This is a genomic window from Kaistia soli DSM 19436, from assembly GCF_900129325.1.
In the GTDB taxonomy this organism is placed as follows: domain Bacteria; phylum Pseudomonadota; class Alphaproteobacteria; order Rhizobiales; family Kaistiaceae; genus Kaistia; species Kaistia soli.
In genome coordinates this window covers 358,450-372,401 of record NZ_FQUP01000004.1, presented here as the reverse complement: position 1 = coordinate 372,401, position 13,952 = coordinate 358,450, and the positions used below count along the sequence as shown (strand labels likewise).

The 13,952-nt window shown below is 63.4% G+C and carries 14 protein-coding genes; 3 read left to right on the top strand and 11 right to left on the bottom strand.

The annotated features are described in order from the left end of the window. Positions 1-43: 43 nt before the first annotated feature. The 8 genes from BUB39_RS18465 to BUB39_RS18430 all read right to left on the bottom strand — a co-directional run bounded on the left by BUB39_RS18465 (position 44) and on the right by BUB39_RS18430 (position 8,292). Positions 44-811: a FadR/GntR family transcriptional regulator gene (locus tag BUB39_RS18465; protein WP_073056385.1), complete on the bottom strand. Its 768-nt coding sequence runs from the start codon at positions 809-811 to the stop codon at positions 44-46. Between the two features lie 148 nt (positions 812-959). Beyond that, a complete protein-coding gene (locus BUB39_RS18460; protein WP_073056383.1) occupies positions 960-1,832 on the bottom strand; it encodes an amidohydrolase family protein in 873 nt (290 codons plus the stop codon). Positions 1,833-1,849: 17 nt separating this feature from the next. Beyond that, positions 1,850-2,626 carry an ATP-binding cassette domain-containing protein gene (locus tag BUB39_RS18455; protein WP_073056381.1) on the bottom strand — a complete coding sequence of 259 codons (777 nt, stop codon included), beginning with the start codon at positions 2,624-2,626 and terminating at the stop codon, positions 1,850-1,852. A 78-nt stretch (positions 2,627-2,704) separates the two neighbouring features. After that, complete coding sequence (locus BUB39_RS18450) at positions 2,705-3,682, bottom strand: substrate-binding domain-containing protein (RefSeq protein ID WP_073056379.1); 978 nt, start codon at positions 3,680-3,682, stop codon at positions 2,705-2,707. A gap of 31 nt (positions 3,683-3,713) precedes the next feature. Then, a complete protein-coding gene (locus BUB39_RS18445) occupies positions 3,714-4,736 on the bottom strand; it encodes an ABC transporter permease (RefSeq protein WP_073056377.1) in 1,023 nt (340 codons plus the stop codon). Continuing rightward, the gene (locus BUB39_RS18440) at positions 4,736-5,422 is read right to left on the bottom strand and encodes an RraA family protein (RefSeq protein ID WP_084527636.1); all 687 of its coding nucleotides are present in this window, start codon (positions 5,420-5,422) and stop codon (positions 4,736-4,738) included. Before BUB39_RS18440 ends, BUB39_RS18445 begins: the two co-directional genes overlap by 1 nt. Positions 5,423-5,433: 11 nt before the next feature. Further along, positions 5,434-7,179, bottom strand: a complete 1,746-nt coding sequence (locus BUB39_RS18435; protein ID WP_073056375.1) for an IlvD/Edd family dehydratase — start codon at positions 7,177-7,179, stop codon at positions 5,434-5,436. 75 nt (positions 7,180-7,254) lie between these two features. Beyond that, a complete protein-coding gene (locus tag BUB39_RS18430) occupies positions 7,255-8,292 on the bottom strand; it encodes a LacI family DNA-binding transcriptional regulator (protein ID WP_073056373.1) in 1,038 nt (345 codons plus the stop codon). A 73-nt stretch (positions 8,293-8,365) separates the two neighbouring features. Here BUB39_RS18430 and BUB39_RS18425 point away from each other — a divergent pair, with 73 nt between their 5' ends. Further along, positions 8,366-9,121: an SDR family NAD(P)-dependent oxidoreductase gene (locus tag BUB39_RS18425; RefSeq protein ID WP_073056371.1), complete on the top strand. Its 756-nt coding sequence runs from the start codon at positions 8,366-8,368 to the stop codon at positions 9,119-9,121. Between the two features lie 117 nt (positions 9,122-9,238). On the opposite strand, the gene BUB39_RS18420 is transcribed toward BUB39_RS18425, so the two are convergent. After that, positions 9,239-10,234, bottom strand: coding sequence for a 2-hydroxyacid dehydrogenase (locus BUB39_RS18420; RefSeq protein WP_073056369.1), 996 nt, complete (start codon positions 10,232-10,234; stop codon positions 9,239-9,241). Between the two features lie 255 nt (positions 10,235-10,489). Here BUB39_RS18420 and BUB39_RS18415 point away from each other — a divergent pair, with 255 nt between their 5' ends. Both BUB39_RS18415 and BUB39_RS18410 read left to right on the top strand, forming a co-directional pair. Beyond that, positions 10,490-10,999 (top strand): SH3 domain-containing protein, encoded by a 510-nt coding sequence (locus BUB39_RS18415; protein ID WP_073056897.1) that lies wholly within the window; start codon positions 10,490-10,492, stop codon positions 10,997-10,999. A gap of 196 nt (positions 11,000-11,195) precedes the next feature. Then, positions 11,196-11,618, top strand: coding sequence for a GNAT family N-acetyltransferase (locus tag BUB39_RS18410; protein ID WP_084527629.1), 423 nt, complete (start codon positions 11,196-11,198; stop codon positions 11,616-11,618). 110 nt (positions 11,619-11,728) lie between these two features. On the opposite strand, the gene irrA is transcribed toward BUB39_RS18410, so the two are convergent. Both irrA and BUB39_RS18400 read right to left on the bottom strand, forming a co-directional pair. Then, positions 11,729-12,178: an iron response transcriptional regulator IrrA gene (gene irrA, locus BUB39_RS18405; RefSeq protein WP_073056365.1), complete on the bottom strand. Its 450-nt coding sequence runs from the start codon at positions 12,176-12,178 to the stop codon at positions 11,729-11,731. 180 nt (positions 12,179-12,358) lie between these two features. Further along, a complete protein-coding gene (locus BUB39_RS18400; protein ID WP_073056363.1) occupies positions 12,359-13,939 on the bottom strand; it encodes an alkaline phosphatase D family protein in 1,581 nt (526 codons plus the stop codon). Positions 13,940-13,952 lie beyond the last annotated feature (13 nt).

Below are 13,952 nucleotides of genomic sequence, written 5' to 3'. Positions count from 1 at the left end.
TGTTGGCCGAGGTTTGTTCGTGCGTTGACGGGCCGGCGCTTCCTCAAGCGGACGGTCCGGATTCTCCCTGCATGAGGAGTTGGGTCGTCGCGTAGATCCGACCGGTATGGACGGCAAAGGCCTCGGCGGCAGCGACGGGGTCGCGCGCCTTGAGAGCCTCCACGATAGCGACGTGATCGGCATAGCTCGTTGCGATGGCGCCGGGCCGGCCGACGGCCTCGCGGCGGTACTCCATCATGTAGGCGTAGAGATCGGTGCTGAAATCGGCGAGAAGCCGGTTCGGCGATGCCTGGTAGATCGCGACGTGGAACTCGCGGTCGCTGATCAGAAATCGGACCGGATCGTCAAGCGCGTTCTTCTGCGAGGCAAGGAGTGCCTCCAACTGCGCGATCCTGCGGGCGTCGATGCCGATCGCCGCGTCGGCAACGACCTGCCGCTCGACCAGCAGGCGCGCTGCATGAACGGAATCGAGATTATAGGCGTCAACGGCGCGCGCTGTGGCGAAGCCGACCGTCACGGGCCCGACGTCGCTGCGGCGAACGCGTGTTCGTGCGCCCTGCGATATTTCGAGAATGCCCTGGGCCGCCAGGATCTGGATGCCGCCGCGCACCGCGTCGCGGCTGACATTGAGCGCGACCGACAATTCCCGCTCGCTTGGCAGCGGGTCGCCGACCTGCAGGATGCCCGACGCGATGAGCCCGGCAAGCTTGTCGGCGATCACATTCGTAATAGGGCGCTTGACGATCGCTTCCCGAAGGGTCGGGAGCTCCGTCAGATGCGCAGTATCACCGGACTTTCGCTGCAGTGGCATCGCAACACTTTGACTGGTCGGACCAGAAGGCCAGTTGAGCTAAGCGATCCCTATGGAGTCTGTCAAGCGCGCTTGTGGGTGCCATGAGAGGCGGCACGATGGAAACTAGAGCAGCGAGAAAGGGCCACAGCGCATGGCCGCGCCGGCTTCACCGGGCGAGCGGGTTGTCGCCATGCCACCAGTGAGCGAAGGGATCCGACTGCAGGATTCGGTCCATTGTCTCCCGGCTGACCCGCGGCAGCTTCGTGCCTTCGAGCTGGTCGTTGATGCCGAGAAGGCCATCGACGGATTCATCGACACGGGCAAATGGGAAATCGGTCCCAAAGAAGATCTTGTCGACGATGCGGTATTCCTGGGCGCAGATCAGGATATTGTAGTACTGCCAGGGGCGGTAGCTCAGCGCAGAGACCTCGCAATAGACATTCGGCTGTTTGCGCGAGACGACGATGCATTCCTCGTACCAAGGGTGGCCCATATGAGCCATCACCATCACGAGGTCCTTGTATTTCTGAGCTATAGGCTCGACATGGATGGCCCGTCCCATGTCAATCGGCGCATTGCGGGCGAAGGTCGTGCCCATATGCATGGTCAGCGGGATGTTATGCTTCTGCAGATATTCATAGACCGGCACGAGCCGCGGATCTGAAAGCGCGACGCCGTTATAGATTGGCCCGAACTTCACGCCTTTAAGCTTCAGGTCCTCGATGGCGTGGACGAGCATGTCCATGCAGTCGGCACGCCGCGGATCGACATAAGCGAAGCCGACGAACTTGTCGGGATATTTCCCGACAGCCGCGGCCGTCGTCTCGTCATTGCTCTCGATACCGACGCTGTCGCCATAGCGCAGCGCGAAGACGATGGCTTTCTCGACATGTGCCATCTCTGCATAAAGCGTGTCGGCATCAGCCTTGGGCGCCATCTCGCCGGCGCGGACGCGGGCGAGTTGCTCCGCATAGAGCGGCAGAACATGCTCCTCGCTCCAGATGTTGACGTGGCAATCGCAAAAAGCGCGCGTGGTCATGGCGACGTGTCCTCCGATCAGTGCGCGGCAGCCGCGGGACGGCGGCCATGCAGCGACATCAGAAAATTAGTGAGTTCGAGATAGGTCATGCTGGAGGTCGGCGCGTCGAGCGCGATCTCGCCGCGATCCAGCACCACCAGCCGGTCGCAGACTTCGTGCACATGGTGGATATTGTGCTCGATATAGATGCAGGAGCGTCCACCGGACTTGATCGAACGGATGAAGTCGAGAACCTTCTGAACCTCTTTCAGAGCCAGCGCCACGGTCGGCTCGTCGAGGACGATCAGGTCGCTGTCGAAATGCATCGCGCGGCCGATGGCGACGCCCTGCCGCTCGCCGCCCGAGAGACGACTGACCGGCGTATCGACATCGATGCCGACGCCGCGAAAGCCGATGGTCGAGCGCATGATATGCTCGGCGACCTTTTTCTCGGCCTTGACGTCGATGAAGCCGAACCGGTTGGTGATCGGCCGGCCAACAAAGAAATTGCGCCAGAGCGGTTGCTTCTCCCCGAGAGAGGAGTCCTGGTAAACGGTCTCGATGCGCAGCTTGTGCGCTTCCTTCACCGTGTAGGACGAAGCGTCGATCTTCAGGCCGCGGACATAAAGCGTGCCGCTCGTCGGCGGCTCGACGCCTGTCAGGACCTTGATCAGCGTCGATTTGCCGGCGCCATTGTCACCGATCAGCCCGACGATCTCGTTGGCGCCGATCTCAAGCGTCACGTCCTTGAGGCTGACGACCTTGCCATATTTCTTGCCGACATGCTCAAGGCGGACGATCGGGGTTGAGGTCATGAAACGCGATCCAGTTCCTGGCTTCAGTAAGCGGGCGGAGGATCGGGCGACGCGGCGAGGCCGCGCCGCCCGAAAGCCTTAGCGGATGCCGTCCTTCACGAGCGCTGCGAGCGCGTCGACATTGTCCTTGGTCAGATAGCCGCCGCCGGTGTTGAGCTGCAGGCCGGCGAGGCCGTACTTCTTCTGCAGCACGGCTGCGACGACGGGCATGAAGCCCTGGAGATAGGGCTGCTGGTCAAGCACGACGGTGATGTAGCCGTCGCGCACGCCCTGGATCGCCCCCGAGGAGATGTCGAAACCTGAGGTCACGACCTCGCCTGGCTTCTTGCCGGCCTGCTTCAGCACCTTGTCGAGCACGGCGGTGATGCCGCCATGTCCGGGGACGATGATCGCCTTGGTGTCGGGATTGGCCTCGAGATAAGCGACGAGGACGGGAACGGACAGCGCCGGATCCTGCACAGCCTCGTTCGACCACTGCAACGTGGTGAAGTCGATGCCCTTTTCCTTCAGCACCTCGGTGGTGCCTTTGGCGACGTCCGCGCCCGGCGCGCCTTCGATGAAGGCGCCATAGACCAGCACCTTGTTGCCGGACTTCAGCTTACCATTGTCGATGGTGAGATTGGCGAGGTTGCGGCCGGCGCCGTGATTGTCGAGGCCGAAATAGCTGAGGCTGGTGCCGGGCAGTTCGTTGTTGTTGACCACGACGACAATGCCGTCGGCCTTGGCCTTCTCGAGCACCGACTTCATGGCGTCGGTGCCGGGATGGCCCATCACCACCATCGCGTCGGGCTGCGCGGCGATCGCCTCGCTCGCCTGGACCAGCATCTTCTGAGGATCCCAGCCGGCATGCTGCTCGATCAGATTGACCTTCAGAACCCGGGCCGCGTCGCGGGCGCCGAGCTCCCGGGCGAGCGTTGCCGTGTCGCCGGGATTGCCGCCCATCTGGAAATAGATGGTCATGCCGGAATCGACTGCCTCGGCGGCCATTGCCGCGACCGGCGCTGCCAGCATCGCCGAAAGAGCAAGGCCGGCTAGTCCCTTCATCAGATGTCGCATGGTGTTCCCCTTTTTTTCCTTGGAAGTGGATTTATCTTCTCGCGCGCGAGCGGAGATCCTTCAGCAACGGGACCTTGTCCGGATCCTCGATTGCCGCATTCATGGTGACTGAGACGATGAAGACGAGGCCGATGAAGAATCGCGTCCAAAAGCCTGCGACCCCGCTTGCAACAAGCCCTGCCTCGATGATGGCGACGATCAGCGAGCCAAACACCGTGCCGACCACCTTGCCAGCGCCGCCGAAGATCGAGGTGCCGCCGATGAACACCGCCGCGACGACCGTGAGCAGATAGCCCATGCCGGCCTGGGAGAAATAAGTTGTCGTCTCCATTGTCAGCAGTACGCCGGCAAAGGCCGAGAGCAGACCCATCAGCGTGAACAGCTTGATCTTCTCGCGGTCGATCGCGATGCCGACCACCTTGGCGACCTTGAGATTGTCGCCGATGAAGAGAAGGCTCTCGCCGAAACGGTGCCGGTTCAGCACCATCCAGATCAGGACGGCGACGCCGAGCGCCCACAGGAACTGCACGGGGAAGACGCCGATGCGGCCGGCGAAGACGCTGTGGATCAGCTCGCCCTCAATATCGGGAATCGCCAGCGAGGCGCCATTCGAGACCACCGTGACGAGCCCGCCCCAGAGGAACAGCATCGCCAAGGTCGCGATCAGCGAGGGAATGCCGAGCTTGGTCACGACGAGGCCGTTGACGAACCCCATCACCGTGCCGGTGGCGAGCGCCGCCAGCAGGGCCAGCCAGGTCATGTCATAGTTCTGGTAGAGCGCGCAGAACACATAGCTGGCGAAGGCGACGACGGACGGGAAGGACAGGTCCATCTCGCCAGCTACGACAACCAGAGTGAGCCCCAGCGCGATGATCATCGGCGGCGGCACATTGGCCATGAAGCTCATATAGACGCGGAAGCCCATGAAGGCCCGCGGCGCCGTCAACATGAACAGCAGCACCAGCAACAGGAACACGAAGGCAATCGGCGTGCCTTCGATCTTGAAGAATGCGGCGATCGGATTGTTGGGAGGACCCTTGTCGGCATGCGCCATCAGAGCACCCCGTATTTCGCGTAGACGTCGCGGAGATAGCCGCCGGCGCGGAGCTCATCCATGGAATGGTCTTCGCCGCGGATCTTCTCGAAGGCGATATTGAGAACATCCGCCTCGACCGCCTGCGGAACAACCACTGCGCCGTCGGCATCACCGAAGACGAGATCGCCGGGGGCGACGCGGACGCCAGCGCAGATCACCGGCACATCGACAGCCTGGATCTGACCGCGCCCTTTGGAATCAAGCGGCGCTATGCCGGCATGGAATACCGGCAGCTTCAGCCGCCGGATTTCGAGGATATCGCGGACGAAGCCATCGGTGATGCAGCCCGCCGCGCCGCGAACCGTCGTTGCGGTCGAGAGCAGGCTGCCCCAGGGCGCGATGCGGGAGGATCCGCCGCAGGCGAAGACTGCGACATCACCGGGCTTCAGATCATCGACGACCGCGATTTCGAGCTCATAGGGGTTCACCCCCTCCTCGACATAGGCGACTTCCATATAGATGCCTGTGCGCGCGCGACCGCACATCTTGAGCTGCTCGTCGAGCGGCCGGATCGAGGGCGGGAACGCCTGGTTGGTGACGCCGACCGCATCGAGCGCATCGGAAAGGACCGCCGAATAGAGCTGCTCCCAGCCAGCAGGCAGCGGAGCATTCTGATACGGCCGGAAGCTTGTATTCGCAGACATTTCGCCTCGCTTCAGAAGGAAACCTTGGAGGGGGGCGTGCCGCTGCCGCCGACGAGGAAGTCGAAATCGACGCCCTTGTCGGCCTGCTGCACGTGATCGAGAAAGAGTTTGCCGTAGCCGCGGTCATAGGCCGGCTTTGGCGGTACAAAAGCCTGGCGCCGCCGCTCGAACTCATCGGCCGAGAGATCGACGTCGATTCGACGCGCCTCGGTGTCGAGGATGATGATGTCTCCTGTGCGCACCAGCGCGAGCGGACCGCCGAGCGCTGCCTCCGGCGCCACATGCAGGACGACCGTGCCGAAGGCCGTGCCGCTCATGCGCGCATCTGAGACGCGGACCATGTCGGTGACGCCTTGCGCCAGCAGCTTCTTCGGCAGCGCCATGCTGCCGACCTCGGGCATCCCGGGATAGCCGACGGGCCCGGCATTCTGCAGCACAAGCACGCTGTCCGCATCGACATCGAGATCGGGATCGTCGATCCGGGCCCGGAAGTCGTCCGCATCCTTGAACACGATAGCCTTGCCGCGATGCTGCATCAGCGTCGGCGAAGCCGCCGATGGCTTCAGGATGGCGCCGTCGGGCGCGAGATTGCCGCGCAGTACAACGAGGCCGCCCCGCGGAGTCAGCGGATTGTCCACCGTGCGGATCACCTCGTCGTTCCAGCTTTCCGCCTCTGCGACCCGCTCGCCGATCGTGCCGCCCTCGATCGCCGGTGCGTCGAGGTTCAGCCTGTCGGAGATCCGGCGCATGACGACCGGCAGACCGCCGGCATCGAAGAATTCCTCCATCAGGAAGCGGCCCGACGGCTTCAGGTCGACGAGGCAAGGCACGTCGCGACCGAGCACGTCCCAGTCATTGAGCGTGAACGGCACACCGAGCCGCCCGGCCAGTGCAAGAAGGTGCACCACCGCATTGGTCGAGCCGCCGATCGCGCCCGCGACTTTCACGGCGTTTTCGAACGCGGCCCGGGTGAGGATCGCGGAGATGCGGATGTCCTGCAGTACCAGTTGGACCGCACGCTTGCCCGCCTGCTCGGCAAGCACGGCGCGGCGGCTGTCCGGCGCAGGGATCGTGCCATTCATCGGCAGGCCGATGCCCATCGCCTCGGTCAGCAACGCCATGGTCGACGCAGTGCCCATCGTCATGCACGAACCGGCGGATCGGCTCATCGCCGCCTCGGCGGCCTCGACATCTGCCTTCGAGATCTTGCCCGTGCGATAGTCCTCGTCGAGCTTGAAGACGTCGGTGCCCGAGCCAAGCTCGCGGCCGCGATAGCGTCCGTTCAGCATCGGACCGCCGGAGACGAGGATCGAAGGCACGTCGCAACTCGCCGCACCCATCAGCAGCGCCGGTGTTGTCTTGTCGCAGCCGGCGAGCAGCACGACGCCGTCGATCGGATTGGCACGGATCGTCTCCTCGACATCCATCGCGACGAGATTGCGGAACATCATCGTCGTCGGCCGCATCAGCGGTTCGCCAAGGCTCGTCACCGGGAATTCGAGCGGGAACCCGCCGGCCATCAACACGCCGCGTTTCACATGCTCGGCGAGGTCACGCAGATGTCGGTTGCAGTTGGTGAGTTCCGACCAGGTGTTGCAGATGCCGATCACCGGACGCCCGTCGAACATCTCGGGCGAGAAGCCCTGGCTCTTCATCCAGCTGCGCGGGATGAAGCCATATTTGCCGGCCCGCGCAAACCACTCGGCGCTCCGGCGGGACTGCGCGTTGGCGGGCTTGGCTTCAGACGTATCGGACATGCGGGAGCTCCTCGAATGGAGATGACATGTAACGTTAAATCGAAAAGTCGGCAAGCCCTTCCGCGCGGCCGATTTTCAGGTGGTCGCGCCGGCATCGAAATGCACGGGAAGGACATATTCGGCGCTCTCGAATCGGCCGCTTTCAAGCCGCTCCAGCATGGCCTTGCCTGCTCGTTCGCCGAGTGCATAGGCTGCGGAATCGACCGTCGTCAGCCGCGGCCGCGCATAGCGATGTGCCTCGAAGCCGTTGAAGCCGACGATGCGCACGTCCTCGGGAACGCGGACGTCGTGGTCGAACAGATAGAGCATGGCCGCCGTGGCAATCGGGTCGTTGGCGCCGACGATCGCGCCGGGCAAAGGGTGCGTGGCCAGATGCTGCGCTACTACTTCCTGCACATCAGCGAAGCTCTCGCTTTTGGAGGTGATGACGGTGAGCCGCGCTACGCCTCCATTGGCAGCGAGGCTTTCCCGCAAGCCAGCAAGCCGCATCTCGATTGCCGGCCAAACCTGCGCCGGTATGATCGCGAGGAAATCCGTCACGCGGCGGGCCAGAAGATGATCCCCGATCAGCTGTCCGCCGCCGCGATCATCCTGCCGCACAATACAGAGATCACCGCCGGCGCTCTCGAAGGGCTCCTGAAAGACCACAAGCGGCTGGTCGAGTTCGACAAGCTTCTGGATCGACTGATGCCGTTCCATATCTGGGCCTGCAATCATTGCGCAGAAGCCGGCCACCTCGAAATTCCGCATGATCATTGACGACGAGAGCTGGTCGCCGCGCATGCCCTGAACCGTGAGCGTGAAGTCGGCACTATTCAGCACATTGGCGAGGCCTGCGACCACCTGGCAGGTGAAGAAATCGGCGAGAAAAGCGGGCGATTCGTCGACGATCACCATGCCGATCGACCGCTGCTCGGCAACGCGCAGGCTGCGCGCATTGGCCTGGCGTCGATAGCCGAGGCGCTCGATCTCGCGCTCGACGCGCTTCTTGGTCGCCGGACTAACGAATTGCAGCCGCCCGTTCAATACGTTGGAGACAGTCATGGCCGAGACGCCGGCCGCCTTGGCTACGTCCTTGATGGTTGCCCGTCGCCGCGGCGGTTCTCTCGTCATGCTTGCATCTCCATGTCCAGCAATGATACCTCGCATATATCGTTAAATGAAACGAGATCGGAATCACGATATCATGTCGTCCTATGCTCACTATCCGAGCCTGCGCGGCAAGTCGGCTTTTATCACTGGAGGCGCTACGGGGATTGGCGCCGCGATGGTGGCCCATTTCGCCCACCAGGGCGCACGTGTCGGTTTCATCGACATCGATGACGGAGCGGCGCAAGCACTGATCGAGACCCTCCCGCTACCGGTTCACTATCGCCGGTGCGACGTGCGCGACATCCCGGCGCTGCAGGCCACGATTGCCAGCTTCGAGGTAGAGGCGGGACATGTCGACATTCTCGTCAACAACGCCGCCAATGACGATCGCCACAAGGTTGAGGCGGTCGATCAGGCCTATTGGGACGATCGGATGGCAATCAACCTGCGCCCGCACTTCTTCGCGGCGCAGGCGGTACGGGCTGGCATGGCGAGGGCTGGCGGCGGCTCGATCATCAATCTCGGCTCGATTGTCGTGGCGATGGCCGCAGCCGAATGCGTCGCCTATGTCGCCGCCAAGGGCGCCATTCACGGAATGACGCGGGCGCTGGCGCGCGAGTTCGGCCCTGACATGATCCGCGTCAACTGCCTCATTCCCGGCTGGGTAATGACAGAGCGACAGATCAAGCTCTGGCTCGACGATGCGGGCGAGAAGCGGATCGCCGAGCGCCAATGCCTGCCAGAGAAGATGGTGCCGGACGACATCGCCCGCATGGCGCTGTTCCTGGCCGCCGAAGACAGCCGCCACTGTACGGCGCAGAGCTTCGTCGTCGACGGCGGCTGGACGTGATGTGTGCTGCAGGTCTCGCGACAGAATCGTCTCCCGCTGAAACTGTTTCATGGCTGCTTCAGCCAGTCACGAGCGTGAGGCTGTTCGTTTGAGGAGCCTCGGGTCTGCCCATCCCGATCACAGCATCGAGGGCAGGACGCGGTCCGGAGGCTTGTGGCCATCGAAGAAGGCGCGGATGTTGATCAGCACCTTCTCGCCCATCTCAAGGCGGCCCTCGATCGTCGCGGACCCCATATGCGGCAACAGGACCACCTTGCCGGCCTCAGCGAGGCGGATGAGCTTCGGGTTCACCATCGGCTCATGCTCGTAGACATCGAGGCCGGCACCGGCGATCGATCCCCCGGCGATGAGGCGAATCAGCGCCGCCTCGTCGACGATCTCGCCGCGCGCCGTATTGACCAGATAGGCTTCGGGCCGCATCAGCTTTAGCCGGCGCTCCGACAGCAGGTGATAGGTGCCGGGCGTGCGCGGGCAATTGATGGAGATGATGTCCATCCGGGCCAGCATCTGGTCGAGGCTGTCCCAATAGGTCGCCTCGAGGGCATCCTCGGTCGCCTGCGCGACGCGGTGGCGGTTGTGGTAATGGATCGCGACGCCGAAGGCCTTGGCGCGCCGCGCCACCGCCTGACCGATCCGTCCCATGCCGACGATGCCGAGCCGCTTGCCGGTGACGCGCCGACCGAGCATCCAGGTCGGGGTCCAGCCCGTCCAGTCGTGCTCGAGGCTCAGCACGCGCGCGCCTTCGACGAGCCGGCGTGGTACCGCAAGAATCAAGGCCATCGTCATATCGGCCGTATCTTCGGTGAGGACGCCCGGCGTGTTCGTCACCGTGATGCCGCGCTTCAGGGCAGCTTCGACGTCGATATGGTCGAAGCCGTTCGAGAAGCTCGCGATCAGGCGCAGTTGCGGCCCCGCTGTCGCGATCAGCGCCGCGTCGATCCGGTCTGTCACGGTTGCGACGAGTACATCGGCGCGCTGTACCGCCGCCGAGAGCGCCTCGACCGACATCGGCATATCGTCGATATTGAGCTCGGTGTCGAACAATTCGCGCATGCGCGTCTCAACCGCGTCCGGCAGGCGGCGCGTCACGACAACATGCGGCCTCTTCTTCATCGCTCGTCCTTCCCGTTGAGGGCCCGTTAACTACGGACCCATCACATTTGGTTCTGACAGCCGGGCACGGCGCATCTTCCGCAGAAGCTTCTACCCGACGCGACCGGACGACAAGTCCGCCGCACGGCCGGCCAGCGGAAAGAACGCCCCGGCGAGCGCGGAACGGGCATCGACATGAATCATCGCAACCTCGGAAATATCGCAGCAGCGGGCCGGCGTGCCTTCTGGAAGGGCGCATCCGCGGCGTTGCTGGTCATGGCCCTCGTCATTTTGCCGCTGTCCGGCGGTCGGGATGCTCATGCGCAGGGCGCGGCCGGAGCGGCGCCGAAGCTAGGCCCGAGCGGATTGCCTTTGCCCCGCTTCGTGTCGCTGAAGGCAGGCCGCGTCAATGTGCGCGTCGGCCCGGGCAACGACTATCGCATCGCCTGGGTGTTTACACGGTCAGGCCTGCCGGTCGAGGTGATCCAGGAGTTCGACAACTGGCGCCGCATCCGCGATTCGGATGGTACCGAGGGTTGGGTCTTCCACAGCCTGCTCGGCATGAAGCGCACGGCGGTCGTGGCGCCCTGGCAGCAGGGCGATCCGTTACCGATTCGGGCCGAGCCTGAGGATACAGGCGACATCACTGCCTATCTGCAGCCTAAGGTCGTCGCGAAGGTCAACGAGTGCGAGGCCGGTTGGTGCCAGCTTGCCGATCCGCGCTTCAGGGGCTGGATCCGCCAGGATCGGCTCTGGGGCGTCTATCCGGACGAGACGATCAATTAGCGGGTCGCTCCGACGTGGTGATCAGCAACGGGTTAATTCCGTCGCTTCCAGGTATCCAAACGACCTAGACTCCTGCCGCGTCCGGGTTCTGCCCCGCCTGAGGTAGGGCAGGTCGCAGGTGCCCAGGCGACCGGCCGCCAACAGGTCCCAAGAGATGCGGCTGCAGATCATTCGAGCAAATGCCGACGATAGGCCGATGATGCGCAGGCTTCTCGAAAACTGCCTGTCCGAACTTTCCCAATGGGGCGAGGTCGATATCGCCTATCCCTTTTTCGACGCCTATTGGGACCCGCAGGAGCGCCGCTGGCCTTATCTCTTGCAGCAGGACCGGGATATCTGTGGCTTTGCGTTGATCAATGCCTGGTCGCCATCCGGCAAAGGGACCGATCTCGCGATGGCGGAGTTCTACATCGCGCCACACGCGCGGCGGTCCGGCATCGGGCGTGATGCCGCGGCGAAGATCTTCCTGATGCATTCCGGCCAATGGGAACTCGGAATCATATCTCGAAACGAGCCCGCGCAACGATTCTGGCCGAAGATGATCGCAGAGGTCGGTGCCCGCGACGTGGAGCGGATCGACGCCGATGGCGAGACGATCTACCGCTTCAAAACCGGATGATCCTGGCCGGTTGATCAAGCCCTGCTCGCGATTAGCGCCCGTAAAAACGAAAATGGCGCCAGCGATGTCGCCCCATCGGTAACCGACGAGGTTGTCCAGAAGACCCCCGCTCAGCTTTCCTTGCTGCGCAGGCGGACAATGATATCGACACGCGAGATCTCCATGCCGGCAAGCGGATCAGGAAGCTCTTCGACGCGCAGACCAGAGGAGGGGATGTCGACGATCCGGTTCTCCCCTTCGATGAAGAAGTGATGGTGGTCGTCGGTGTTGGTATCGAAATAGGTCTTGGACCCATCGACCGCGACCTCGCGCAGCAGGCCAGCCTCCGTGAACTGGTGCAGCGTGTTGTAGACGGTGGCGAGCGACACGGGCACGCGGTGGCCCATCGCTTCCTCATGCAGCCCTTCGGCCGAAATATGCCGATGTCCCTCGCCGAAAAGGATCTCGGCAAGTGCCAGACGCTGGCGCGTCGGGCGCAGGCCGGCATGGCGCAAAATGGTCCTGACCTCCGACGCCTTCTTGTCGGTGCGAATTGCACGCCTCGCCAGATCCACACGCATCAAAAGCCGTCCATTTGTCTGTCCGCCGCCAGGAGCATAGAGCTTTATGGCGCGGGTTTGAGCCAATCTGCGCTAACCTAACTTTCTTACGCAGGTTTAGCAACCGCGTTGCGCCAAGCGAACGACGAGTGGCCGCCGGATCTCTCCGGCAGCCACCGTGGTCTATCTTTTGGTGATGGTTCAGGCGCGCTTCGGCTCGAGGTCGACCGACCAGAGCGCGGTGTCGGCCGTGTCCATCAGCGTCACGGTCATCACGCGGCTCTGCGCATCGATCTTCACATGGCCGAAGAACTGCAGGCCGGCCGAAGGCGGCAGGTTCTGCTGGCCCTCAGGCGGCGCCTTCACGAATTTCAGCTCGGGCCCGAAGGTCATGTCGAGATCGTTGGGGCCGAAGGTGCCGGCATGGATCGGGCCCGAGACGAATTCCCAGAACGGCTCGAAGTCCTGGAACGCCGCCTTGTCGGGATTGTAGTAGTGGGCAGCCGTGTAATGCACGTCCGCGGTCAGCCAGACCGTATTGCGGATGCCGGCCGCCTTGATGAAGCGCAGCAGGTCGGCGAATTCAAGCTCGCGGCCGAGCGGCTTGCCGGCATTGTTATTGGAAACGGCCTCGAAACCCTTCTGGTCCTTGAAGTTGTCCCAGACGACGATCGACAGCGGCATGTCGGCGGCGATGACCTTCCATGTCGCCTTGGATGCCAGCAGTTCGCGCTTCAGCCAGGCGAGCTGCTCGGCGCCTAGGAAGGCGGCAACGCCGCCCTCGACAGGCTCCAGATTGTCGCCGTTGGGGCCGCGATAGGTGCGCATGTCCAGCATGAAGACGTCGAGCAAAGGCCCATAGGGAATCTTGCGATAGACACGCTGTGGCTCGGCCAGCGTCGTGGCGATCGGCATCCATTCATGGAATGCCTTTGCGGCGCGTGCGGCCAGCACATGGATGTTCTTCTCGGTGTAGGCGTCGCCGAGCACCTTCGAGTCCGACCAGTTGTTGGTGACCTCGTGGTCGTCCCACTGGGTGAACACCGGAACGGCCGCGTACATGGCGCGGACGTTCTCGTCCATGAAGTTATAGCGGTACTGGCCGCGGAATTCGTCGAGCGTCTCGGCGACCTTCGATTTCTCGGGTGTCGTGACGTTCTTCCACTTGGTGCCGTCGGGCAGGTCGACCTCTGCCTTGATGACGCCGTCGGCATAGATGTTGTCACCGGAATGGATGAAGAAGTCCGGATCATGCTTCAGCATGGTCGCGTAACCCTTCATGCCGCCAGCATCAGGATTGATGCCCCAGCCTTGGCCGACCGTGTCGCCGGACCAGACGAACGAGACGTCGCGGAGGCCGGCCGGGGCGGTGCGGAGATGGCCGGTGACCGGCTCGGCGACGACGTTCGGGTCGGCGAGATCTGCGAACAGCACGCGATAGAAGATCTCCTGATCCGATGGCAGTCCCTCGGCGAGGATCTTCACGGCATAGTCGTTTTCGGGCAGCGCTGTCAGCGTCGGCAACCGGGTGGGGTTGGCGAAACTCTCGGTCGTTGACCATTCGAAGACGGCACGCGCCGGACGGTCCGTCCGCGACCAGAGCACGGCGCGATCGGCCGCGACATCACCGGACTGGACGCCATGCGTGGCGACCGGACGATCGGCGGCGCGGCTGATGCCGGGCAGCACCAGGCCGCCGCCGAGCGCAAGCAGCCCGGTGGCCGTCGTGGATCGAAGGAAGGCCCGTCGGGACAGGCGGTTTTCAGTGAGGCGGATGCCCATGGCGCATTCCCTT

What these genes read in the sequence shown, in the direction of transcription:
- BUB39_RS18465 (WP_073056385.1), bottom strand. Translation starts at nt 811, where the DNA reads ATGCCACTGCAGCGAAAGTCCGGTGATACTGCGCATCTGACGGAGCTC.
- BUB39_RS18460 (WP_073056383.1), bottom strand. Translation starts at nt 1,832, where the DNA reads ATGACCACGCGCGCTTTTTGCGATTGCCACGTCAACATCTGGAGCGAG.
- BUB39_RS18455 (WP_073056381.1), bottom strand. Translation starts at nt 2,626, where the DNA reads ATGACCTCAACCCCGATCGTCCGCCTTGAGCATGTCGGCAAGAAATAT.
- BUB39_RS18450 (WP_073056379.1), bottom strand. Translation starts at nt 3,682, where the DNA reads ATGCGACATCTGATGAAGGGACTAGCCGGCCTTGCTCTTTCGGCGATG.
- BUB39_RS18445 (WP_073056377.1), bottom strand. Translation starts at nt 4,736, where the DNA reads ATGGCGCATGCCGACAAGGGTCCTCCCAACAATCCGATCGCCGCATTC.
- BUB39_RS18440 (WP_084527636.1), bottom strand. Translation starts at nt 5,422, where the DNA reads ATGTCTGCGAATACAAGCTTCCGGCCGTATCAGAATGCTCCGCTGCCT.
- BUB39_RS18435 (WP_073056375.1), bottom strand. Translation starts at nt 7,179, where the DNA reads ATGTCCGATACGTCTGAAGCCAAGCCCGCCAACGCGCAGTCCCGCCGG.
- BUB39_RS18430 (WP_073056373.1), bottom strand. Translation starts at nt 8,292, where the DNA reads ATGACGAGAGAACCGCCGCGGCGACGGGCAACCATCAAGGACGTAGCC.
- BUB39_RS18425 (WP_073056371.1), top strand. Translation starts at nt 8,366, where the DNA reads ATGTCGTCCTATGCTCACTATCCGAGCCTGCGCGGCAAGTCGGCTTTT.
- BUB39_RS18420 (WP_073056369.1), bottom strand. Translation starts at nt 10,234, where the DNA reads ATGAAGAAGAGGCCGCATGTTGTCGTGACGCGCCGCCTGCCGGACGCG.
- BUB39_RS18415 (WP_073056897.1), top strand. Translation starts at nt 10,490, where the DNA reads ATGGCCCTCGTCATTTTGCCGCTGTCCGGCGGTCGGGATGCTCATGCG.
- BUB39_RS18410 (WP_084527629.1), top strand. Translation starts at nt 11,196, where the DNA reads ATGATGCGCAGGCTTCTCGAAAACTGCCTGTCCGAACTTTCCCAATGG.
- irrA (WP_073056365.1), bottom strand. Translation starts at nt 12,178, where the DNA reads ATGCGTGTGGATCTGGCGAGGCGTGCAATTCGCACCGACAAGAAGGCG.
- BUB39_RS18400 (WP_073056363.1), bottom strand. Translation starts at nt 13,939, where the DNA reads ATGGGCATCCGCCTCACTGAAAACCGCCTGTCCCGACGGGCCTTCCTT.